This is a genomic window from Actinomyces sp. ZJ308 (assembly GCF_011752065.1).
Lineage (GTDB): Bacteria > Actinomycetota > Actinomycetes > Actinomycetales > Actinomycetaceae > Actinomyces.
Window position 1 is genome coordinate 1 of sequence record NZ_JAAIJY010000029.1, and the last position, 23,371, is coordinate 23,371.

General features: G+C 72.0%; 15 protein-coding genes. 6 read left to right on the top strand and 9 right to left on the bottom strand.

Annotated features, from left to right (window positions below):
- Positions 1 to 190: 190 nt before the first annotated feature.
- Together HCR68_RS11435 and HCR68_RS11440 are read right to left on the bottom strand one after the other, a co-directional pair.
- The gene (locus HCR68_RS11435) at positions 191 to 325 is read right to left on the bottom strand and encodes a type II toxin-antitoxin system RelE/ParE family toxin (protein WP_167149580.1); all 135 of its coding nucleotides are present in this window, start codon (positions 323 to 325) and stop codon (positions 191 to 193) included.
- 448 nt (positions 326 to 773) lie between these two features.
- Entirely contained in the window at positions 774 to 1,025 is a 252-nt protein-coding gene (locus HCR68_RS11440; RefSeq protein WP_167149582.1) for a hypothetical protein, read from the bottom strand.
- A 42-nt stretch (positions 1,026 to 1,067) separates the two neighbouring features.
- Here HCR68_RS11440 and HCR68_RS11445 point away from each other — a divergent pair, with 42 nt between their 5' ends.
- Positions 1,068 to 1,589, top strand: coding sequence for a hypothetical protein (locus tag HCR68_RS11445; RefSeq protein ID WP_167149578.1), 522 nt, complete (start codon positions 1,068 to 1,070; stop codon positions 1,587 to 1,589).
- 130 nt (positions 1,590 to 1,719) lie between these two features.
- Here the strand turns inward: HCR68_RS11445 and HCR68_RS11450 are convergent, their stop codons facing one another.
- Complete coding sequence (locus HCR68_RS11450) at positions 1,720 to 2,019, bottom strand: type II toxin-antitoxin system Phd/YefM family antitoxin (RefSeq protein WP_243859081.1); 300 nt, start codon at positions 2,017 to 2,019, stop codon at positions 1,720 to 1,722.
- Positions 2,020 to 2,235: 216 nt separating this feature from the next.
- Between HCR68_RS11450 and HCR68_RS11455 the strand changes: the two genes are divergently transcribed.
- The 3 genes from HCR68_RS11455 (at position 2,236) to HCR68_RS11465 (ending at position 11,883) form a co-directional block, all read left to right on the top strand.
- On the top strand, positions 2,236 to 8,808 hold the full coding sequence (locus HCR68_RS11455; protein WP_167149584.1) for a DEAD/DEAH box helicase: 6,573 nt from the start codon (positions 2,236 to 2,238) through the stop codon (positions 8,806 to 8,808).
- A gap of 1 nt (position 8,809) precedes the next feature.
- Positions 8,810 to 11,290: a UvrD-helicase domain-containing protein gene (locus HCR68_RS11460; RefSeq protein WP_167149586.1), complete on the top strand. Its 2,481-nt coding sequence runs from the start codon at positions 8,810 to 8,812 to the stop codon at positions 11,288 to 11,290.
- A gap of 389 nt (positions 11,291 to 11,679) precedes the next feature.
- On the top strand, positions 11,680 to 11,883 hold the full coding sequence (locus tag HCR68_RS11465; protein WP_167149588.1) for a DUF3073 domain-containing protein: 204 nt from the start codon (positions 11,680 to 11,682) through the stop codon (positions 11,881 to 11,883).
- Positions 11,884 to 12,171: 288 nt separating this feature from the next.
- On the opposite strand, the gene purM is transcribed toward HCR68_RS11465, so the two are convergent.
- Together purM and purF are read right to left on the bottom strand one after the other, a co-directional pair.
- A complete protein-coding gene (purM, locus tag HCR68_RS11470) occupies positions 12,172 to 13,317 on the bottom strand; it encodes a phosphoribosylformylglycinamidine cyclo-ligase (protein WP_167149590.1) in 1,146 nt (381 codons plus the stop codon).
- A 168-nt stretch (positions 13,318 to 13,485) separates the two neighbouring features.
- Positions 13,486 to 15,357, bottom strand: coding sequence for an amidophosphoribosyltransferase (purF, locus tag HCR68_RS11475; RefSeq protein WP_167149592.1), 1,872 nt, complete (start codon positions 15,355 to 15,357; stop codon positions 13,486 to 13,488).
- A 205-nt stretch (positions 15,358 to 15,562) separates the two neighbouring features.
- Here purF and HCR68_RS11480 point away from each other — a divergent pair, with 205 nt between their 5' ends.
- A complete protein-coding gene (locus HCR68_RS11480) occupies positions 15,563 to 16,696 on the top strand; it encodes an amidohydrolase family protein (protein ID WP_208320597.1) in 1,134 nt (377 codons plus the stop codon).
- 47 nt (positions 16,697 to 16,743) lie between these two features.
- On the opposite strand, the gene HCR68_RS11485 is transcribed toward HCR68_RS11480, so the two are convergent.
- Positions 16,744 to 17,589 (bottom strand): DMT family transporter, encoded by an 846-nt coding sequence (locus HCR68_RS11485; protein WP_243859082.1) that lies wholly within the window; start codon positions 17,587 to 17,589, stop codon positions 16,744 to 16,746.
- 56 nt (positions 17,590 to 17,645) lie between these two features.
- Here HCR68_RS11485 and HCR68_RS11490 point away from each other — a divergent pair, with 56 nt between their 5' ends.
- Positions 17,646 to 18,164: a TetR/AcrR family transcriptional regulator gene (locus HCR68_RS11490; protein ID WP_167149594.1), complete on the top strand. Its 519-nt coding sequence runs from the start codon at positions 17,646 to 17,648 to the stop codon at positions 18,162 to 18,164.
- 13 nt (positions 18,165 to 18,177) lie between these two features.
- On the opposite strand, the gene HCR68_RS11495 is transcribed toward HCR68_RS11490, so the two are convergent.
- The 3 genes from HCR68_RS11495 to HCR68_RS11505 form a co-directional block, all read right to left on the bottom strand.
- A complete protein-coding gene (locus HCR68_RS11495) occupies positions 18,178 to 19,866 on the bottom strand; it encodes an RNB domain-containing ribonuclease (protein WP_167149596.1) in 1,689 nt (562 codons plus the stop codon).
- A gap of 444 nt (positions 19,867 to 20,310) precedes the next feature.
- Positions 20,311 to 20,763, bottom strand: a complete 453-nt coding sequence (locus HCR68_RS11500) for a sterol carrier family protein (RefSeq protein WP_167149598.1) — start codon at positions 20,761 to 20,763, stop codon at positions 20,311 to 20,313.
- 403 nt (positions 20,764 to 21,166) lie between these two features.
- Complete coding sequence (locus HCR68_RS11505) at positions 21,167 to 23,314, bottom strand: fructose-specific PTS transporter subunit EIIC (RefSeq protein WP_167149600.1); 2,148 nt, start codon at positions 23,312 to 23,314, stop codon at positions 21,167 to 21,169.
- Positions 23,315 to 23,371: the final 57 nt, after the last annotated feature.

The following is a 23,371-nucleotide window of genomic DNA, read 5'->3' on the forward strand; positions in this document are numbered from 1 at the left end:
TCCAGGACGTCACCATCAACCTCAACGGCCACCACCTCACCGCCGCCGACCCCCTGACCCCCGAAGCCGAGAAAATCCTCACCGCCCTGAACATCCCAACAGGGCACTAAAAACTGTGCAACTCAGGCCTCATCGGCACAAGTTCTTTCTGAGCTCTCCTCTGTGTCACTCACCTGGTGAACAACGAAGTTCAACTTCGGCGGAGTAACTCACGTCGATGGTTGACAGCGAGGACGAGGACTATCAGCATTCCGTAATCGATCTCATAGATGATGCGGTTGCTGCAGGTGCTTATGCGCCATTCGCCATATTCTCCAAGGGTCATCTCACCCTCCGCTGCTCGGCGCTCTCCTACGCAAGTAATTCGAGGACTTTCAGGTTCTCAACGAGGAGAATCCCAATTACGCGACATCGCCAGCGGCTGATGAAGACAGGCTCGTAATTTGCGCAAAGCCTCCCACGATTGATGTGACGCATGTATGGACAGATCCAATCGGGCGTGAAGGGCGCGCACCCATGCGGACCAGGCCATTCAGTATGGCTGATGTCTCCCTACAGCGCGGAGTTCTCGTGTGGCGCCATTACCAGGGTGATAACAGCGTGCAGTGCGGTCTCGTCAGAGATATCTCCCCCGCCGTCGAGCACTCCAATGAGTTTCAGGTCGTGCGGTCGAGGGGTAAAGGGTACGACCGCGCGACCTACCCTACGAACACGTGGACGCCTCGTCGTGCTTTCGCAACAGGCCTTAGGATCAGGTGGATATGCACGACTCCTCAGGCGGCGTGGAAGCGCTTGTTCGCACCCTGGCGAGTCATACCCAAGACGTCCCCTATCGCTTGCCACGACAGGCCAACATCGCGTGCGCCCATCACAGCCTCATCGAGCGCACGCTCGGCGGCACGGAGCCGTATCTGCGCGACCGCAATTCTTGTGAGGGCAGGATCCTCAACTGTGGCCACAGGATCCGGACCATCCCCGTTGTTGGCGTTCTCGATCTCGTCAAGCATCTCTTCGGTGGGCTTCATATTTCACTTCCTCCTCAAGAACTTCTCGCGCGCAGACATAGCATGAAAGACGAAGTTGTCATCATTGACACCGACCTCGATCAGGTGACCGGACCGAGAAGGACCGACGATGATGACATATCCGTCGAAATAATGGACTGTCACGGGATTGTTCAGCGCATGGTCGATATCCTCTCGTGTGAAGCCGTGCTTCCACGCACTCTTCAAAAACCCCATGACGGCAACTATATTTGCCACACAACACAGATGTCAACCTTTGTTACCAACGTACAAACTGCCGCGGCCTACAACCGCGGTAGGGCCAAGCTCAGGATGTCAGTGCAGGCTGCCATGATGAGACCTGCCTCCCTTTGGCACCTCCTCCCGGAACGTCCATGTGTCCTTGCCGGGGAAGGAGAGGTCAGGAAGGAGGTGAGGGCCGTGTCCAAGCCGAAAGGCCAACGCACACACGTCCGCAAGGGCAAGGTAACGGCCCGGAAGGTGAGCGACGTTCTCAACGCAATCGCTCACCTTGTCCGGGCCGTCGGTGTCCTTGTGGATGCCCTCAGCAAGTGGTTCGGATAGACCAACCGCTTGCTAGGGGAGTCGCCCGGTGGCACCCGGGTGGCTCCCCACCATTATTGCCGGCGCCGCTCCGCCATGTCCACCAACCGGCGAGGCTCATGAAGGATGCCCGCGAAGGAGGCTCGGTGCCTCACTGAGAACTGCCCGCGAAGTCCGTGGACCGTGAAGGGAATGCGAGACCGAGGTCAGCCTTGACCTCGTCCCAGGGGATGGTGCCGTGCTCAGCGATCTCTGCGCGGGCGGCGTCGGCGGCCTCAATGTCCGCCAGGTCCTCCGCCGCCTGGTTGAGGCGCTCCAGATCCTCGGCGTCGATCACTGCGGCCACGCGGCGGCCCCGGCGAGTCAGGAAGACGGGCTCATGGCTGGTGCAGGCGTCGTCGATGACATCGTCGAGCCGGCTGCGCGCAGCGGAGACAGGCAGGTCAGGCATGGCACCCAGTATGGGCGAAGGGCGCGAATATGCACGTCTTGTCATCAAGAAGCGACTCGGGCTCCGCTTCTCCCGTCCGCTCACTGCGGTAGCCTCTGACCTGCGGGATTCTCCTCCCGGAACAACGGCGATCCGCGCGAAGCCGCGCCGCCCCGGCAGGCTCGGCTCCCGCGCCTCATCCGCACCCCACCGCCCCATCACCAGCACGCTCCACCAATGACTCTCCTCCTCCCTAGCCTTCAGGCCGAACGCATCCGGCGCTCCATTGTCGACTACCTGTCGACGACCTTCGCGCTCACGGATGCCGAGCCCAGGCGGGTGCTCGCCGACTTCCTGGAGGACGAGAAGCAGGGCGTCTTCGTCGGCCCCTTCGTGCGCCTGCGCCTGCCCTACCTGGCCGCGAGCGCGCCCGCCGCCGGCCCCGGCACGGCCTCCCCCGCCAACCAGACCACCCCGGCCGGCAGCCCCCTCGACTGGGACCCGGGCCTGGCCCCCTACCAGCACCAGGAGGACGCCTACCGGCGCCTGACCACCAAGGCCGGCCACCGCCCCGAGCCGACCATCGTCACCACCGGCACCGGCTCGGGTAAGACGGAATCCTTCCTCCACCCCGTCCTCGACCATGTCCTGCGCGCCCGCGCCCAGGGGATCACCGGCATCAAGGCCCTCATCCTCTACCCGATGAACGCCCTGGCCACCGACCAGGCCGGCCGCCTCGCCCGCCTCATCACCAACGACCCCGCCCTGGCGGCAGTGCGCGCCGCCCTCTACACGGGCGACTCCTCGGCCCAGCCGCGCAAGCACGTCACCGCCGACTCCCTCATCACCGACCGCTACGTCATCCGCGACGACCCGCCGGACATCCTGCTCACCAACTACAAGATGCTCGACCAGCTCCTCCTGCGCCCCGAGGACCGCGAGCTGTGGCGGGCCTCGGCGGCCTCCCTCACCTACCTGGTCCTCGATGAGTTCCACACCTACGACGGCGCCCAGGGCACCGACGTGGCCATGCTGCTGCGGCGACTGGGCCTGACCCTGCGCGCCCACCTGCCCACCGACGACCCCCGCCAGGAGGCCTTCGCCGCCTCCCCGCTGGGGCCCGTGTGCCCCGTGGCCACCTCCGCCACCCTCGGCGACGGCGGGGACCCCTCCCGGATGCTCGCCTTCGCCCGTGACGTCTTCGGACCGGACCTGCCCGCCGACGCCGTCGTCACCGAGACCCGCGCCGACCTCGACCAGTGGGCTGACACCCACCGCCGCGCAGCCACCGCCAAGGGCCTGACCGGCCACGCCCTGCGCCTGAGGTCCCTGCCCGGTGAGAACCTGCAGGCCCTGGCCCGACTCGCCCAGACCGCCTCCCCCACCCCCGAGGAGCTGCTGCGCGGCGTCGTCGCCCACCTCTACGACCTGCCCGGGGACCCGGAGGACACCCTCGACGCCGCCCTGGCCTCCGCGCTCCAGGCCCATCCGGACGTCCTGGACCTCGTGCGCGCCGCCGAGCACTCCACACCGCTGGCCGAACTCGCCCGTACCCTGCTGGGCCCCGCCCACGAGCCGGACCTGGCCCGCCAGGTCCTCTCGGCGATCCTGGCGGCCCTGTCGGTGGTGCGCGCCGGGCTGGACGGCCGCCCCGACCGGCGCGCGGTCAACGTGGAGGTGACCCTGTGGATCCGGGAGGTCACCCGCGTCGACCGGGCCCTGAGCTCCCTGCCCGCCTTCCGCTGGAGTGACGCGATCGCCGAGCAGCACCAGGTCGACGAGCCGGCGCGCCCGGCCCTGTACTGCCGCTCCTGCGGGCGCTCCGGCTGGGGGATCGTGCTGGCCCCCACCGGGCAGCAGGAGAAGGAGGACCAGTCCTACGTGCGCCGCGACCGGAAGATCGGCGACCCCCGCTTCCGGGCTCTGCTGCACGCCCCCGGGGAGGACGCCGACTACCGCGCCCGCCTGGAGGCCGGGGAGCCGGCCCCGCAGGCCCGCCACCCCGGGCTGCGCTGGTACTCCGTCAACAGCCGTGAGCTCCTCACCCGCCGCCCCGCCGACGACGACCCGGAGGCCAAGGAGGGCCTTATCCTGCCGGTCCTCACCCTGACCGGCGACGAGCGCAGCATCGCCGAGGACTCCACCCGCGACGTGTGTCCCTCCTGCGGTGACAAGGACTCGATCCGCTTCCTCGGCTCGGCCGTCTCCACGCTCCTGTCGGTGTCACTGACCACCCTGTTCGGCGACGACGCCCTGGACGACGCCGACAAGCGCGCCCTCATCTTCACCGACTCCGTGCAGGACGCCGCCCACCGCGCCGGCTTCGTCAACCAGCGCTCCCACACCATGAGCCTGCGCTCGGCCCTGCGGGGGGCGCTCGCCGCCGAGATGCCCATCGAGGAGTGGGCCGAGGCCGCTCTCGACGACGCCCAGGCCAGCGCCTTCGACCGCTACCGGCTCGTCCCGGCGGACCTGACCGAGCACAAGCGCTTCAAGCCCTACTGGGACCCGAGCGCCCCTGCCTCCAGGCGCAGCCGGGCCAAGCCCCATGTGCGCCGTCGGCTCCTGTTCGACATCGCCCTGGAGGTGGGCCTCCAGTCGACCTACGGGCGCACCCTGGAGGCCACCGGCTCGGTGACCGCCCACGTCCGGGCCGGCGAGGCCGCCGCCCTCATCGACCTGGCCCGCCGGGTCCTCGGCGGTGGCCGGCAGGGCGCCCTCGACGGATTCGAGGACCTCACCGACGCGCGCCTGCTCGCCTGGGTGCGCGGCACCCTGGAGCACATGCGCCGCGACGGCGCCATCGACCACGAGTGGCTGGCACGCTACAAGCGCGACGACGGCAAGCGCCTGTGGATCTGGTACAAGCGCAAGCGCGACCAGGGCCAGCCCGCCTTCCCCACCGGGCGCGCCGCCCCCGCCTTCCCCCAGGTGGGTGGCGGCCTGGACACCCGCAAGTCGGCCTTCGTGCCGGTGGGCTCATCCAGGTCCTGGTACGCCACCTGGACCCGCAAGTGCCTGGACGTGGTGCCCACCCACGCCGCCCGCCTGGCCTGCGCGCTCCTGGCCCACCTGGCCGAGGCCGAGATCCTCACCGCCACCGGCACCGACAGCGGCGGCACCGTCTACGGGCTGCCGGCCGGGCGCGTCGTCGTCTCCCCACTGGGCGAGACCACCGGTGAGGCCCTGCTCCTGGTGTGCGGCACCTGCCGCACCCAGCTGCCCGCCGCCGCGGCCACCGTCGGCCAGCTCGACGGCGCCCCCTGCCCGGCCGCCGCGTGCCCCGGCCGCCTGGAGGCCGGCCCCCACCCGGCGGAGAGCTTCTATCGGAGCATGTACGCCGGGGCCCACGTGCGCCGGGTCGACTCCCATGAGCACACCTCCCTGCTCGACGCCAACGAGCGTGCCGAGGTCGAGACCGGCTTCAAGCGCCCCGATCAGCTGCCGGGCGACCCCAACGTCCTCGTGGCCACCCCCACCCTGGAGATGGGTATCGACATCGGGGACCTGTCCACCGTCATGCTCGGCTCCCTGCCGGCGACGGTCGCCTCCTACGTGCAGCGGGTGGGCCGCGCGGGGCGCCGCAGCGGCTCGGCGCTCGCCCTGGCCTACGTGCCCGGCCGGCGCAACCAGCTCCCGGTGCTCGACAACCCCGGCCGGCTCCTCAACGGCTCGGTGGCGCCGCCGTCGACCTACCTGGGGGCCGAGGAGATCCTGCGCCGCCAGTTCCTCGCCTCCGTCATCGACACCCTCACCCGCGAGAACCACCCGGCCGTCCCCTCCGGCAGCCACAGCCGCGCCACCGCCGAGACCGCCCTGGGCGCCACCGGGGATGGCTCCCTCATCGCCACCATGAGCGAGCGGATCGAGCGCGACGGTCCCCTGCTGGCGCAGGCCTTCACCTCCGCCTTCACAACGCGCACGCCGGCGCTCGACCGACTGACCGCCTGGGTGGTTCAGGACGGTGGCGCCGGACCCCGCCAGATGCTTGAACGGGCCGCCGCCGAGCACCGCGCCGAGTCCGAGCGGCTGCGCCACCAGGAGCGCCAGATCCGCGAGGCCCTGCCCGAGCTGACGGTGGTCGCTGACCGCCCCAACGCCACCGAGGAGGACGCCCGGGCCCTACGCGCCGCCGAGGGCGCCCAGAAGGCGGCCCAGACCCGGATCTTCGAGCTGAAGCAGGAGCACTGGGTCTCGGCCCTGGAGCGCCACGGCATCCTGCCCAACTACACCCTCATCGACGACTCGGTGCGCCTGTCCGCCCGCGTCTCCTGGCGCGACCCGGAGAACGACGAGTTCCGTACTGAGCCCTGCGACGTCGAGCGCGCCTCCGTCCACGCCCTCAAGGAGTTCGCCCCTGGCGCCACCTTCTACACCCGCGGTCTGGAGATGGGCATCGAGGGCATCGACGCCTCCGACCTGCAGGACCAGGCGCAGTGGTGGCTGACCTGCGAGGCCTGCGGGTACGTCGACGTCCACGGCCCCCAGGAGCACGCGCCGGCCGCGCCCTCGCAGTGCCCGAGGTGCGGTGACACTGCCATCGCCGACGTCGGGCGCGCCCGGCGGGTCCTGCGCCTGAGCCGGGTCTTCGCGGACGTCTCCAGGGACGACGCCCGGATCGGGGACTCCAGTGACGAGCGGGTCCGCACCCACTTCGAGGTGCTGCCCCTGGCCGACATCGACCCTGCACGCGCGGTGCGCCAGTGGAGCGTGGAGGCCTCCGGGTTCGGGCTGGCCCGCTACCGCGCCATGAACCTGCGCTGGCTCAACACCGGGCGGGCCCTGGCCGGCCAGAGCGTCGACCGGGTGGCGGGCATTGCCGTGGCCTCGCGGGACTTCCGCCTGTGCGAGGCCTGCGGCAAGCTCGACACGAGCACCGGCACCTCCTCCGCCCGCGAGCACCGGCCCTGGTGCCGGTACCGCAGCGACCCGGTGGAGCACGCCATCGCCGTCGACCTCATGCGCGAGCTGAGCACCGAGGCCCTCGCCTTCGTGCTGCCCCTGGGCTTCGCCACCGACCGGGTGGGGGTGGACTCCCTGGCCTCCGCGATCCTGCTGGGTCTGGAGATCACCACCGGCGGGTCCCCCGACCACCTGGGGATCGTCGGCGTCCCCCACCCCGTCGCGGGCGGTGCCCCCGGAGAGACCCGCCCAGCCCTCCTCCTGCACGACACCGTCCCCGGTGGCACCGGCTACCTCACCGACCACGACGATCCCGCCCGGCTCTGGCGGCTGCTCGTGCGCACCGGGCAGCGCCTGGAGACCTGCCCGTGCCGGGCCGAGGGCAAGGACATGTGCCCCGACTGCCTCCAGCCCCACGCCGTCTCCGGCGACGTCACCCGCATGGCCGCCCTCCACGCCATCGGCCAGCTCCTGGGGCTTGAGGCCGCCGGCGCCGAGGTCCAGTTCGCCGACCTCGACCCGGACATACCCCAGTGGGAGGTTACCGACGAGGCCGTGCGCGCCGGCACCGGGGAGAGCCCCCTGGAGGTGCGCTTCCGGGCCGCCCTCGCCGAGCTGATGAGCAAGGAGATGGCCGTGCGCACCGTCTCCGACCCCTCGGGCGCACCCGCCCTGGAGATCGACGGGGGCCGCTGGAGGATCCGCCCCCAGCTCGACGCGAGCGGAACCCGCCCCGACTTCACCTGCCTGCGCCCCGGGGGCCGCAGCCCCATCGCCATCTTCACCGACGGGCGCAGCTACCACGCCAGCCGCACGCACAACCGCCTGGCCGACGACGCCGACAAGCGCGCCCGGCTGCGCGCCGCCGGGTACCGGGTCGTCTCCGTCGGCGTCGAGGACCTGGACGGACCATGGGACCCGACCTGGCTCGATGACGACGCGGCCGCCCGGCTCATGAACGGCTCCCTGGGGCCCGCCCGCGCAGGCGGCGTCACCAACCAGGCCGTCGCCGCCTGGCGCGGCGGGCCGATGGCACTTCTGGAGGCGATGCTCCTGGACGACTCGGGCGGCCCCGACGCCGGTCCCGACCCCAGCCCGGAGGCGAGAGCCATGAGCGCCCTGGCGGACTCGGCCTGGGGGCCGCTCGTCGTCGGCGCCGCCCAGCACCTGCCCCTGGGCAAGAGCTCCTCCCTGCGCTACTCCCGCGCCCAGGAGGCGGGTGCGGACCCGCTATGGGAGGCGCTGCGCGCCCTGCGGCCCGAGGACGACCTGCCCGAGCCCGGTGGAGAGGCCACGGCGTCGGGAGGCGGCGCCCCGGGGGCCAGGACCTCAGGCTCGGTGTTCGCGATCCCCCACCTCGCCCTGGCGGTCCAGCTCACCGGGACCTCCACCACGGGGATGGCCCTCGTGCTCGACGACTCCGAGGAGGCCCTGGCCTCCCCCGACCACGCCGAGGCCTGGCTGACCTGGCTGCGGTTGAGCAACGTCCTCGCCCTGGCCCAGAGCCCCGTGGACATCACCACCACCAGCCGGGCCCTGGCCGAGCTGCAGGCCCGCGCCGACGCCCGGACCACCGTCACCGACGTCGCGGGCAGCCCCGCCACCATGCGTGATCTCGGTTGGGACGACGTCGACCGGGACCTCACCCCCGCCGCCATCCTCACGCTCCTGCCTCACCTGGCGGCCGCCGGCATCCCCCACGAGGGCGACGGCGTCGAGCTGGCCGGCGGCATCATGACGGACCTGTCCTGGGCCGCACCGAAGGTCGCCGTCCTGGCCGAGCCGCAGGAGGGCGACGTCGAGGCCCTGGCGGCGGACGGCTGGCGCGTCGTCGTCACCGGGGACGATCCGGCCCGCACCACCGCCGACATCTGCGCGCTCATCCCCGAGCTCCTGGAAGGACACTGACATGCCCGCGATCCTGTGGCCCAGCAGCAAGACCAAGGACGCCACCACCAAGGACCCGTCCCTCAGGGCGAAGATCGGGCCATTCATCACCAAGCTCGCCACCATGACCACGAGCTCGGGCCTGCACCTGGAGCACATTCGCGGGGCACATGACCGGCGTGTGCGTACCGCGCGCGTCACCGACTCCTACCGGGCCGTCCTGTTCGAGTTGAGCGCCGAGTCCGGGCCCGTCTACGTCATTCACGGCATCTGGCAGCACGATGAGGCCAACAGGATCGCCGAGTCCGTCACCGTCGGCATCAATCCCTACAACGGGACCACCGAGGTCACCCACATCAGGGACCTCATCGCCCAGGACGCCGACGCCGTCGAGCAGGCCAGGCGCGCCGCCCAGGCCGAGCTCGCCGCCGCCCGGCGTGAGACCGACGAGATCGCCCGTGAGACCGCCCGGATCCAGGCGGCCAATGCCGAGGCCCGCCGCCGCAACGAGGAGGCGGCCAAGGCTCCGGGTGCCGGGCCGGCTGCCGATCCGGACGCGGGACCGGTCTCTAAGGGTGGGGTGGACGGCCGTGACGAGGACCGCCACGGTGAGGGCGGGGCCGTCCCCGTGGCCGGCGCCGTCGTCGTCTCCGGGCGCGACCAGGCACCGAGGTGGCCCGAGGGCCTGAGCGTGGAGGTGCTGCGCGACGAGCTCGGTATCGATGTCCGGCTGGGCGCCGCGGCGCTCGCGGCCACCCGCGAGTCCCAGGTCCTCGACCTGGCCGCCACCGCCCGGGTCGCCTGGCAGGGCGAGGCGCTGCTCAACCTGGCCACCGGTTCGACGATCGCCGACGTCCGTGAGGACTTCGGGCTGCTGCCCGCCGACGAGGTGGCCTCCGACCCCACCGACGCCGACCTCATCGCCGGCCTGCGCACTCGCGCGGCGCGCACCACCTTCACCTGGCTGGAGAACGACGAGGACCTGCGCCGCGCCATCGAGGGGCTCACCTTCGCCGAGTGGCAGCTCTTCCTGCACCCCCAGCAGCGCGCCCTCGTGGAGCGGCGCGCCAGCGGCCCCATGCGCATCTCGGGCGGCGCCGGAACCGGGAAGACCGTTGTGGCGGTGCACCGCGCCGTCGAGCTCGCCGAGCGCGACGAGGCCGCGGGGCGAGAGCCTCGGATCCTGCTGACGACCTACACGCGCAACCTCGCCGACGACCTGCGCCGTCAGCTGGCCCAGCTCGCCCCGGAGCTCACCTTCACCGAGAGGCTCGGCGAGCCCGGTGTCCTCGTCAGTGGTCTGGACCGGGTCGCGCGCATGATCCTCCAGCGCGCCGGGGACGCCATCGCCCAGACGGCGCAGCAGGTCATCGGCCAGCCTCGCCGGCAGGTGCTCACCTACCCCCGGGCCGACGTGTGGCAGGAGGTCCTCACCCTCATGGGCGACGAGCTGCCCGAGGGGCTGCGGTCCGCCGACTTCCTGGAGTCCGAGTACGAGATGATCGTGCTGCCCCAGCGAGTCACCACTCTTCAGCAGTACCTGCGCGTGCGGCGGCCCGGGCGGGGCGTGGCCCTCGACCGCTCCAAGCGCGCCGCCGTGTGGAAGGCCGTTGAACGCTACCGGGACCGCAGCGCCGACCTGGGCGTCACCTCCTTCTCCGAGCAGCTCGCCCTGGCGGCCGCCTGGCTGGACCACGAGGCGGAGCGGGGGGTGCCCCGGCCCTTCCGGCACGTGCTCGTCGACGAGGCCCAGGACCTGACGCCCGCCCATCTCCAGCTGCTGCGGGCCCTGGTGGAGGCCGGGCCGGATGACCTGTTCCTGGCCGAGGACTCCCACCAGCGGATCTACGGCAAGAAGATCACGCTGAGCCACTACGGGATCCAGGTGCGTGGGCGCTCGCGGCGGCTGACCCGCAACTACCGGACCACGCGCCAGAACCTCGACGCGGCCTTCGGGATCCTCGACCCCGGCGCCTACGAGGACATGGAGGGTCAGGCCGAGGAGCACCGTTACGTCTCGCCGCGCTCAGGGCCCGAGCCCCTGCTCCTCCACGCCGCCGACCGCGCAGATGAGCTCAGCAAGGCTGCCGAGCTGCTGAGCCGGTGGCTGGAGCAGGACCGGGACAGTGGCGAGAGCGCCCCGGAGACCATCGCCGTCCTCGTGCGCGACCGCTACCAGCGCGACGCCGTCGTCAATGGCCTGGCGCAGCACGGGGTGGAGGTGCGCGCCGTGGACCGTGAGGCGGCCGGCCGTGGCCGACCGGTGGTGATGACGATGCACCGGGCCAAGGGACTGGAGTTCCGCAAGGTGCTGCTCTTCGACGTCTCGCGCAGCGCGATCCCCCGTTCGCTGCGGGACCAGGAGTACTCCGAGGCCGATATCGCGGACGCCCTGCTGCGGGAGCGCTCGCTGCTGTACGTGGCCGCAACCCGCGCTCGGGACCAGCTCGCCATCTCCTGGGCCGGCGAGGCCAGCCCCCTCATCAGCGCCCTCGCGCAGTAGGGGCCCGCCCCGCACCGCAGGAAGGCAGCCCCTGAGCGTCACCGTCATGTACGCCTCGGGCGAAGCGCAACCGGGCACTCGCCCCTCTGCCTCCCCGCCCCTCCCCCGAGGCCATCCAGGGCAGCAGCATCAACACCTCTGGAGGGGCTTCGGGCGGGCCTTGAGCAGTGTCCGCGGAGTTGCTGTGGGACAACCGGGGGTGGACTGGGTGATCTCTGGGGGCTTCTTGGACCTTACGTCCCATATGTGGGGTGTGCGTCACCACGATCCGCACTCGGTGTCTGAATGGTGTTCGCGCGCATTGACGTTGTACGGTTGGCCCACGACATATTTGACCAGGAAGAGCGCGCCCACGTGCGCGCCGTGACACGTTGGAGGGGGTCGAGCCTATGGGGCGCGGCCGTCAGAAGGCCAAGGCAACCAAGGTTGCCCGTAAGCTCAAGTACTTCAGCCCGGAGACTGACTACAAGGCTCTGGAGCGGGAGCTCGTCTCAGCATCCTCGGGATCTGAGCCTGACGACGAGATCGACTACGAGGAACTGGCCGCCAAGTATGCCGTCGACGACGATGACTGGGACGAGGGCAGCAAGTAGCCCCACCCCCAGTCGAGGAGGGCCGGAGGAACGCACCTACCGGCCCTTCCGCGCGCCTACCAGCGCGTGAGTCGAGGCTGTCAGGCAGCCGTCCGTGTCACTCTCGGCGACTTTTCACTCCTGACCCGGTCAACCTGCGTCGCATCGACCCAGGTCAGGGCCGTGCTGTCCTGGTGCAGCGCTCCAGAGCCGACCCAGGCGGGATTGAATAGTCGCCAAGCGTGACACCTGGCATGGCGAGGGCCCCGTCGGACACGTATCCGACGGGGCCCTGCTCGCGGCGGTCTCTCAGGCGGTCCGGTATGCGCCGTGAATGTCGATAGCGCCACCGTCGACGCCCTTGGTGCCGGAGATGACGCGGTCCTGGGCCTCGTACTTGGCGGCCTCGTGCACCTCGCCGAGCACCCAGGCGGGGATGTCGGATCCCTCGGCGACCCGCAGGACGGCGTCGACCGCGGTGGGGTCGACCACAGCGACCATCCCCACCCCGAGGTTGAGGGTGCCCTCCAGGTCCTCCCACGGCACCGAGCCCAGCTCGCGCACGGTGGAGAAGACCGGCGGCACCGCCCAGGAGGCCCGGTCGATGTCGGCGATGAGCCCGGCGGGCAGGACGCGGGCGACGTTGGCGGCCAGTCCCCCGCCGGTGATGTGGGACAGGGCGTGGACCGGCCCGGGGGCGGCCGGCGAGGACAGGGTCTCCAGCATGGCCAGGCACACGCGGGTGTACAGGCGCGTGGGCTCGAGCAGCTCCTCGCCCAGGGTGCGGCCGAACTCGGGGACCTCGCGCTCCAGCCCCCAACCGGCGTGCTCGATGACGCGGCGCACCAGGGAGTAGCCGTTGGAGTGCAGGCCGGAGGCGCCCAGGGCGACCAGGACGTCGCCGGCGCACACCTTCTCCGCGCCGAGCATGCGGTCGGCCTCGACGACGCCGGTGGCGGCCCCGGCGACGTCGTACTCATCGGGCGCCATGAGGCCGGGGTGCTCGGCGGTCTCCCCGCCCAGCAGCGGCGTGCCGACGGCGGCGCAGGCCTGGGCGACGCCGCGCACGATGTCCGCGATCCGCTCGGGGACGACGTGCCCGCAGGCGATGTAGTCGGTCATGAGCAGGGGACGGGCCCCCACCACGACGATGTCGTCGACGACCATGCCCACCAGGTCCTGGCCGATCGTGTCGTGGATGTCGAGGGCCTGGGCGATGGCGACCTTGGTGCCCACGCCGTCGGTGGAGGTGGCCAGCAGGGGGCGACGGTAGTCGCGCAGCGCGGAGACGTCCACGAGCCCGGCGAAGCCCCCGACGCCGCCGACGACGGCCGGGGTCATGGTCGCGGCCACGGCGTCCTTCATGAGCGCGACGGCCCGGTCCCCGGCGGCGGTGTCGACGCCGGCGGCGGCGTAGGTGATTCCCGGGGCGGTCTGCTCGGGCTGCTGACTCATGTGGTGGCTCCTTGGAGGGTCGGGTCTCGGAGGCGGGCGGTTGGCAGGTGGTTGGCGGATGGATGCCGGCCGGTTCGCGGAGGACGGCCGGGCGCAGGCGGGCGACGACGGCTCGGGCGGCATGACCGGAGCACGGCCGGCCGGGGCGCGGCCGATGCCGGGCCCGGGCTACGACGTCGTCGAGCCCAGGGGGCTGCCGGAGGCCAGGTCCGGGCGGGTGATGCTGCCCAGCGGCACGGTGCGCCCGGCGTCGTCGGGCTGCTCGCCGCGGCGCCGTCCCCGGTAGGCGGCCGGCACGCGGCGCACCGGGATGGCGGCGGACTTCAGGCTGCGCACCGGCGGCGGGATCGGGTAGTCGCCGGTGAAGCAGGCCAGGCACAGGTCGTCGGCCTTCTGGCCGCTGGCGGCCACCATGCCCTCCACGGACAGGAAGCCCAGGGAGTCGGCGCCGATGGACTCGCCGATCTCCTCCACGCTCATGCCGGTGGCGATGAGCTCGGCGCGGGTGGCGAAGTCGATGCCGTAGAAGCAGGGCCACATCACCGGCGGGGAGGAGATGCGCACGTGGACCTCGGCGGCGCCGGCCTCGCGCAGCATCCGCACCAGGGCCCGCTGGGTGTTGCCGCGCACGATGGAGTCGTCGACGACGACGAGGCGCTTGCCCTCGATGACCTCGCGCAGGGGGTTGAGCTTGAGGCGGATGCCGAGCTGGCGCAGGGTCTGGGTGGGCTGGATGAAGGTGCGCCCCACGTAGGCGTTCTTCACCAGGCCCTGCCCGTAGGGGATGCCGGAGGCCTGGGCGTAGCCGATGGCGGCCGGGGTGCCCGACTCGGGCGTGGCGATGACGAGGTCGGCCTCGACCGGGTGCTCGCGGGCCAGGGCGGCGCCCATCTCGTTGCGCGAGGCGATGACGCTGCGCCCGGCGATGCGGGTGTCGGGGCGGGCCAGGTAGACGTACTCGAAGACGCAGCCGGCGCGGCGGGCGGTGGCGAAGCGCGAGGAGCGCACGCCGTCCTCGTCGATCTCGATGAGCTCGCCGGGCTCGACCTCGCGCACGAAGGTGGCGCCGACGATGTCCAGGGCGGCGGTCTCGGAGGCCACGGCCCAGCCGTTGCCCAGGCGCCCGAGCACCAGGGGGCGCACCCCGTGGGGGTCGCGGGCGGCGTAGAGGGTGCCCTCGTCCATGAAGACCAGGGAGAAGGCGCCGCGCAGCATGGGCAGGACCCGGCGGGCGGCTTGGGACACGCTCAGGGGGGCCGGCGCGGAGTAGGCGGCGTCGAGCTCGGCGTCGTCGGTGATGCCGGAGGTGAGGATGTCGGCGGCCGAGTCCCAGCCCTCCAGGGCGCCGTGCTCGGAGATGAGGTTGAGCAGGGCGGCCAGGACCGCGGTGTCCGTGGAGGAGCCGCGGCCCAGCTCGCCGCTGAGGTCCTCCCCGGAGGTGGCGTGGACGGCGTCCATGAGCTCGCGGGTGTTGGTGAGGTTGCCGTTGTGCGCCAGGGCGAGGGTGGAGCCGGCGGCCGGGCCGAGCATCGGCTGGGCGTTCTCCCAGGTGGTGGCCCCTTGAGTGGCGTAGCGGACGTGGCCGACGGCCATGTGCCCGGTGAGGTTGGACAGGGCCTGGTCGTCGAAGACCTGGGAGACCAGGCCGAGGTCCTTGTAGACGAGGATCTGGGAGCCGTTGGAGGTGGCGATCCCGGCGGACTCCTGGCCGCGGTGCTGGAGGGCGTAGAGGCCGAAGTAGGTCAGGCGGGAGACCTCCTCGCCGGGCGCCCAGACGCCGAAGACGCCGCACTCCTCGCGCGGGGCGGGCTCGAGCTCGTCGGAGTGGTCATCGGGCAGGGCCGTCAGGCTGGGGGCGCTCACGGGTTCCGCGGAGGCCACGGGGTCCACAGGAGTCAAGGGGGCCGCGGAATCGGCATCACTGGACCGGCCGGGCCGGCCGCCGGACTCGAAGGAGCCTGCCCGGGGTGCTTGGGGGGCGTGGTGGGCGTCGTCGGGGTGGTCAGAGGTGGTCTGCGTGGGGTTCTCACCGGTGCGCACACGCACAGTCTTTCATGGCCCGGGGTCCTCTGCCCATCGACGGGGGCCAGCTCCGGTCCGCCGGTGGGCGCCCGGGCAGCCAGATGCCGCGGTCTTGGAGGTTGTCGACGCCAGGACCCACCGAAGTCTGAAGGTTCCCGGAGGGACTTTTCCTCCCACCCCGGCCGCAGCGAGACGGGACAGGGCGCTGGTTAGGCTTCGGGGCATGACTTCCTCCACGGTCAATGGCATGGCACAGGCAACGACGAGCGACAGCGCAACGGACAGGGCACCCAGCACGGCAACCCCAGTCCCGGCGGCCCAGCGCACGAGGCTCATCTGCGTCGAGGAGCACGCACTGAGCGCCCCGCTGGCCCGGGCCTCGGGGCCGGTGGCCGGGCGCAGCGCCCCGTACCTGGCCGGCTGGGGCAGCCGGGTCACCGACGGGCTCCACGTCGAGGGCGCCACGAGGCCGCACGTCGTCGCCCAGGACGTCTCGGCGCGCAAGCTCATGGACCTGGGCCAGGCGCGGCTGGACGACATGGACGCCGCGGGGATCGACGTGCAGGTGCTGTCCATCGGCGGCTTCCCGCAGCTCGCCCCACCCCAGGAGCAGACCGACCTGACGCGTCGGGCCAACGACCTGCTGGCCGGCGCGGTCGCCGAGCACCCCGACCGCTTCGCCGCCCTGGCCACGCTGCCCTGGCACGATCCCGACGCCGCGGCCGCCGAGCTGCGCCGCGCGGTGACCGATCTGGGGATGCGCGGCACGCTGCTCAACGGCCGCCCCGGCGAGGCCTTCCTCGATGACTCCCGCTACGACGTCGTCCTGGCGGCCCTGGCCGAGCTCGGGGTGCCGATCTACCTGCACCCGGGGCTGCTGGCGGCGGGCGTGGCCGAGGCCTACTACAGCGGTTTCGACGAGGAGATCGACGCGCGGCTCGCCATGTTCGGCTGGGGCTGGCACCACGAGGCCGGGGTCGGCGTCGTGCGCCTCATCCTGTCCGGGGCCTTCGAGCGGCACCCGGGTCTGCAGGTGATGAGCGGCCACTGGGGCGAGATGGTGCCCTTCTTCCTGCGAAGGCTCGACGACGCCCTGCCCCGGGAGGCAACGGGCCTGGAGCGCACGATCCTGGAGACCTACCGCGACCATGTGAGCGTCACCCCCAGCGGGATGCTCAACTCCGAGCAGCTGGCCTTCTGCATCGAGCTGCTGGGGGCCGAGCGGATCCTGTTCTCCACCGACTACCCCTACCAGAGCTTGGACGGGGTGCGGGACTACCTGGACTCCGCCGACCTCACCGAGACCCAGCGGGCGGCGATCGCCCACGGCAACGCCGAGCGCCTCCTGGGGCTCTAGCCCGCGCTGCGACAGCCGGTCAGCCCACTCGCGTCCTTCCGGCGACGCTAGCCGGCCCCCAGGAGGACGCCGACGACGATCATCGCCACACCCAGCGCCGATCGTCTGGTGAATGGCTCGCGCAGGAGCCACACCCCTGCGATGACGCCGAAGACCACGTTGAGGCACCGGGAGGTGGCGACGACGGAGACGGGCCCGAGGCGCATGGCCAGAAGCACCAGCGCATAGCTCGCCGGCACCAGGACCGCGATGGGGACGGCACGCACCCAGCCCGCGGCCAGGGCGGCCGGGAGCTCACGGCGACGTCGGACCAGCACGGCGGTGAGCAGTGCGAGCTGGGCCGCACCGGACAGCGCCATATATGGGATGACCGAGACGTGCAGGTGCGCCACGGCGAAGGCGTCCCACAGGGTGTAGGCGGCAGTGCAGGAGGCGACGGCGCCGCCCGCCCAGAATCCCCGGGCCCGGGTCAGGTTGTGCCAGGCGGCGCCCGAGGCGAGGACGACGCCGACCATGACGGCGGGCAGCGCCACCACCTGCATCGCGCTCGGGGTCCCCGCCCACGGCGCAGCCGCCAATGTCACGAGGACCGGCGCCAGCCCGCGTGAGACCGGATAGACCACTGACAGCTCCGCCGCCGAGTAGGCGCGTTGGAGTACCGCGGCGTAGGCGGTGTGCAGCGCCGTGCTGACGAGGGCCGCCCACCACGCCGGGCCGAGGCCACCGGTCAGCGCCGCCGCCCCCAGCACCCCCAACCACAGCGGCGCGGCAATGGCGCTGTAGACCCACACGAAGGTCACGTCGGAGGTGCCTGACCGCTTGACCAGCACGTTCCACAGGGCGTGCAGCGCGGAACCAACCGCAACCAGGGCGAGGGAGGACCCGAAAACCATCATGTAGACGATGTCTACCAGTTGTAGACGCCGTCTACAACATGCAGGCTATGACCATGAGCGAGAAAACCGAGGACCGCCTGATCCATGCAGGACGCCAGCTGCTCGACGAAGACGGCATCGGCGCGGTGACGGTACGGGAGGTGGCCCGGCGCTGCGGCGTCTCCCACGGCGCGCCGAGGCGCCACTTCCCCACCCTCGCGCTGCTTCTGGCCGCGATCGCCGAGGTCTGCCTCGGCGAGCTTCGCGAACACGTCGCCGACGCCGGAGGGAGTCTCAGGGACACCGCGAGGGCTTACGTCTCCTACGCCGTCGAGCATCCGGACGCCTTCGACCTCATCACCCGCCACGACCTGCTGGCCAGCAGCGGCAGGAACCTGCGAGCCACGTCCCTGCCGCTCCTTGAGCAGTGGCGGGCCCGTTTCGCGAAGGACCACCCAGATGCGCCCGAGGCCGCCGCAACCGCCGCCTGGGCGGCCGTCCACGGCGTCGCCTCGCTCGCCTCGCGCGGCGCACTGGACCTCATCGGAGCCGACTCCGAGGAGCTCCTGGATCAGCTCCTCCCACAGGACTGACGCGCCGAGCTCCTCAGGACTGGTCCCGCAGGAGCCTGAAGCGGATGCCGGTGGCCGGGTCGGCGGACAGCAGACGGACCCGCACGCGCTCACCGACCGGCAGGCGGCCGTCGTCGGAGGCCCCCTTGCCGGCGCGGATCTCGGTGACGACGGCGGGCTCGACCAGAACGAGCTCGCCGCGGCCGTCGCGCTCGGAGGTGATGACGCCGTCGAAGACCTCGCCCTCGTGGCCGCGCAGCACCAGGGCCTCCAGGGCGGTCAGGGCGCCTCGGCCGATCGCCCGGGCGCGCTTGCCGGTCTGCTCCATGACGCCGGGCAGGTCGGGCAGGGACCGGAGCACCCACTCGGGCACGGGCGCCCCGGCGCAGGCGGCGATGCAGACCTCCTCGCCGTAGCGGTCCACCAGGCGGCGCAGCGGCGCGGTGACGTGGGCGTAGCGGGCGGCGATCGCGGAGTGGACGGCCTCCTCGGTGTCGGAGGCCTCGTCGTCGGCCGGGACGCCGATGCCGCCCGCGCCGAAGGACAGGTAGCCCGACCCGCGGAAGAGGGACATGGCCTGGTCCATGAAGGCGGCGTGGGCGGGCACGGCGTGGTCCAGGCCGCGCACGAGCTCGGGGTAGGGCCGGGCGGCCGGCCAGTCGATGCCCAGCGCCGCGGCGACGCGCCGCAGGCGGGCGTAGTCCTCGGGGCGCGCCGGCGGCAGAGTGCGCAGGATGCCGACGCCGCACTCGACCATGATCCGGGCCGCGCACATGCCGGTGAGCAGGGAGATCTGGGCGTTGTACTGCTCGGCGGGTACGGGCACCCGGTAGGCGAGCCGGTAGCCGTCCGGGCTCGTAGCCCCGGCGGGCCCCTCGGGGCCGGCCGCTTCGGCCGCCCCGGAGGCGTCCGCCTCGGCCGGCTCCGGCGCTCCGGCTAACTCCGGCGCTCCCGTCACCTCGATGACCTGCTCGGGCGTGGTCATACTGATGCCGCCGCGGGCGGCCTCCCGCTCCAGGCGCAGACGGCCGATCCGGGCCAGGAGCTCGGGCAGGTCGGCCGGTGCGGCCGGTGGCAGGGAGCCCTCCCCGTCGATGGCCGCCTGGACCTGGCCGTAGGTCAGGCGGGCCCGCGAGCGCACCAGGGCGCGCTCCACATGGGCGGAGACGACCTCGCCGCGGGCATCGAGGTCGATGGTCCACAAGCAGGCCGGGCGGTCCACGTCCTCCAGGAGGGAGGCGGCGCCGTGGGAGAGGGCCTCGGGGTGCAGGGGCGTGGCGGCGTCGGGGGCGTAGATGGTCTCGCCGCGGCGGCGCAGCTCGGCGTCCAGGGCGCCGTCGGGGGTGACGAAGGTGGCCAGCGAGGCGATGGCGTAGTGGACGCGGTAGGCGGGCGCCGGGTCGGATGAGGCCGAGGCAGCAGTGGGTTCCGCCCCGTCCTGGTCCCCTCGCGCCGGCAGGCGTTCCAGGAGCACCGCCTGGTCGAGGTCCATGGACCCGGGCGGGTCGATGGTGACCAGGTTCAGGTCGCGGGCGTCCCGGGCGCCGCCGGCCAGGAGCCGGGCGGGGCCGTCCTGGGCCCAGGCGGTGGCGGCGGCCTCGGCCTCGGCCAGGGCCTCGGGTGGGAAGACGGTGGGCACCTCGTACTGCGCGCGCAGCTCGTCCAGGGCGCGGGTGACCTCGGCGGGTGGGGCGGTGTAGGTGCTCAGGCGCGTGCGGCTCATGGGACGAACCTACCGGCGCCGGCCGCCGACACCGAGATCAACAGGCGGATACGGGGTGGGACCGCCCCAATGTGTCACTGGTGGCGACTTTTCGGACCGGATGCGCACGGCGGAGCAGCAACCGGAACGTGTCTGCGCCGGTCAGAGCCTTACGGCCTGGGGCGCCACGCACAATGCCGCATTGAAAAGTCTCCATGGGTGACACTCTTGCCCCTTACGGAGCCCTCGATCGTGTTGCGACTCAGGGACGGCGGGGATCTGAGCCGTGGCGAGGCACGTACCTCGTCGCGGTCGAGGGGTAGGTCGCGCGGTCGAGGGGTAGAGGGGACGACCGCGCGACCTACCCTACGAACACGCGGACGTCTCATAGGGCCGTCATGCGGCGGCAGAGTCTGGCGGTGGCAGCGATCTCGGCTCCTGCCGGCGTAGGCCGGGGCGAAGCTCTCAGAATCTGACCAGGGGCAGGTAGGCGGACAGGTCGCAGCGCTCGCCGGATGCCTGCAGGGCGCCGTCGGCCAGGGCGTCCTGCCAGGTCATCCGGCCGGTGGCCAGGGCCAGCCAGGTGGGGGCATCGGTCTCGACGACGCTGGGCGGGGTTCCCCGGCGGTGGACGGTTCCGGCGACGGCCTGGGTGACGCCGAAGGGCGGGACCCGAACCTCGACAGAACGTCCGGGAGCGCAGGCGGCGAGCTCCTCGAGGGTGTAGCGCACGGCGGTGGCGGTGATGCGGCGCCGGGCGGCGCGGTCGGCGGGGCTCACGGCACCGGCGGCCCCGCCGGCGCCGGCCGTGCTCACGGCACCGTCGCCCGGGGCCTTCTGAGTCTCGTCATGCTCCTGGGCCCACTGGCGCAGGGCCTGGGCGCCCGCCGCGGGGTCGATGCGTCGTCTGGCAGCCATGGCGCGAAGCCTATGACAGGACGGCCCGGTCTCAGTCCTGTGCACGGCCCCGGAGACGATGTCCGCCACCGCCCTGGGACAGACGTGATCGAGGACGTACTTTCTCCTCGGGAACTGCGTTTCCCCGCAGGCTACTGAGGCCAGACCTCAGTAGCCTGCGAGACAGGCACGTCCCCGCGTGAAAACGCAGTCCCCGATTCGTGGGGCGCACTCTGCCCCGCCCTGCTCAGCCTGAAGCGCTCGCACGCAGTCCCCGATTCGTGGAGCGCACCCATCTCCCCCGGCCACCGGCGCCCCGAGCTCGGGCAGTACCTGCATCGCAGCACACGCCACCCATGGCAGCAACGAGGACGGCCCGGCCCTGGAGGCCGGGCCGTCCTCGTGACAGCGATCGGGAACCGGATCAGGCGGCAGCGGCGGCGGGCTGGGCCTCGGCGGCACTGTCCCGACCGTCCTTGTTGCGCCCCAGCCCCTTGAGGAGGATGACCAGCGCGGTACTCACCACCGTCCCGGCCAGGATCGCCAGGAGGAACCCGCCGAAGTTGGTGATGGCGAAGGCGACGAACACACCGCCGTGGGGCGCGCGCGAGCCGACGTGCATGGCCATGGTCATGGCCCCGGTGACCGCGCCGCCGGCCATGGTGGCCGGGATGACGCGCAACGGGTCCGCGGCGGCGAAGGGGATGGCGCCCTCGGAGATGAAGGACAGCCCCAGCAGCCAGGCGCTGCGCCCGTTCTCGACCTCGGCCTTGGTGAACAGCCGCGAGCGCAGGAAGGTCGCGGCCGACATCGCCAGCGGCGGCACCATGCCGGCGGCCATGACGGTGGCCATGATCTCGTAGGGCGCGGTGTTCTGGGCGCTGGCGGCTGACAGGCCCGCGGTGCCGAAGAGGTAGGCGGCCTTGTTGACCGGCCCGCCCAGGTCGAAGCACATCATGAGCCCGAGGATGACGCCCAGGAGCACCGCGGAGCCGCCCCCGGACATGGAGGTCAGCCCGTCCTGCAGCGCGGTCATGAGGGAGGCCAGCGGCAGCCCGAGGACCATGTACATGATGGCGCCGACCACCAGCGTGGTGCCCAGCGGGATGATGACCACGGGCATGAGCCCGCGCAGCCAGGCCGGCACGTTGAGCCCGGCCAGCCAGGCTGCGAAGTAGCCCGCGAGGATACCGCCGACCAGGCCGCCGATGAACCCGGCACCGACCTCGACCGCGACGACGCCCATGACGAATCCCGGGGCGATACCGGGCCTGCCGGCCAGGCCGAAGGAGATGTAGCCGGCCAGCGCCGGCACGAGGAAGGTCATGGCCGCCTGCCCCAGCAGGAACAGCGTCCACCCGATGTACAGCAGCAGCCCGGACTGGGACACGGTGATCGTCTCGGTACCGACGACTGTTCCCGCCGAGTTCTTGATCTCGTAAACGAACTCGTTGCCGGGAAGGTTCCACAGGGAGTAGTCGCTGATGGAGATCTTCTCGTAGAGGTTGGCGACGTCGTACCCGGCCAGGAGGAAGCCCAGGGCGATGAGCAGACCGCCGGCGGCCACGAAGGGGATCATGTAGGACACGCCGGTCATGACCGAGCGCTGGAGGCGCCGCGCCCAGTGCTCGGAGCCCTCCTCGCTCTCCTCGCTGGACTCGCTGCCGGCCGGCACGCGGGCCGCGCTCGGGTCGTCGGCCGCGGCCAGGGCCTTGTCCACGAGGGACCCGGCGTCGTTGACGGCGGCCTTGACGCCGACGTCGATGACGGGCTTTCCGGCGAAGCGCTCACGTCCCTTGACGGGCAGGTCGTGGGCGAAGATGACGGCGGTGGCGCGTTCGATGAGGTCGGGGTCGAGGGCGTCGATCCTGCCCGAGCCCTGCCCCTCGATGGTCACGGTGATGCCGCGGTCCTTGCCGGCCTGTTCCAGGGCCTCGGCGGCCATGAAGGTGTGGGCGATGCCGGTGGGGCAGGAGGAGACGCCCACGATCACGGTCTCGCCCGCCGCGGGGGCCGACGACGCCGCAGCGGCCGAGCCCTCGGCGCCCTCGGAGTCTCCGGAGTCCTCGGCGGCCCCGCTCCCCTCCTCGCCCGCGCCGTCGAGCAGCTCGGGCTGGACCTGCCCGGTGACGATCCGGGCGACCTCCTCGGCGTCGGGGGCCTGGCGCAGCGCGTCGGTGAACTCGGACTGCATGAGGCCGCGGGCGAGCTTGGCCAGGAGCTGGAGGTGGAAGTCGTCGGCGCCGTCGGGTGCCGCGATCATGAAGACGAGGTCGGCGGCCTGCCCGTCGGCGGCCCCGAAGTCGACCGGCTCGGCCAGTCGGGCGAAGCCGAGGCTGGGGGCCAGGACGTGGGCGCTGCGGCAGTGCGGGATCGCGATGCCGCCGGGGATCCCGGTGGGTGCGGTCGACTCGCGCTTCTTGGCGTCGGCGGCCAGGCCGTCGGGGCTGGAGGCCCGGCCGGCGCCGGCCACGGTGGCGGCCAGGAACTCGATGACGTCTTCCTTGCCCGGGCCGGCGTCGGCGTCGAGCGCGACCAGCTCGGGGATGATCAGTGGGGTGTTCTCGGTCATGGTCTTCCTTGGTGTCCGAGGTGCTGCCGCCCGGTGGGCGGCGGGTGCGTGTCACAG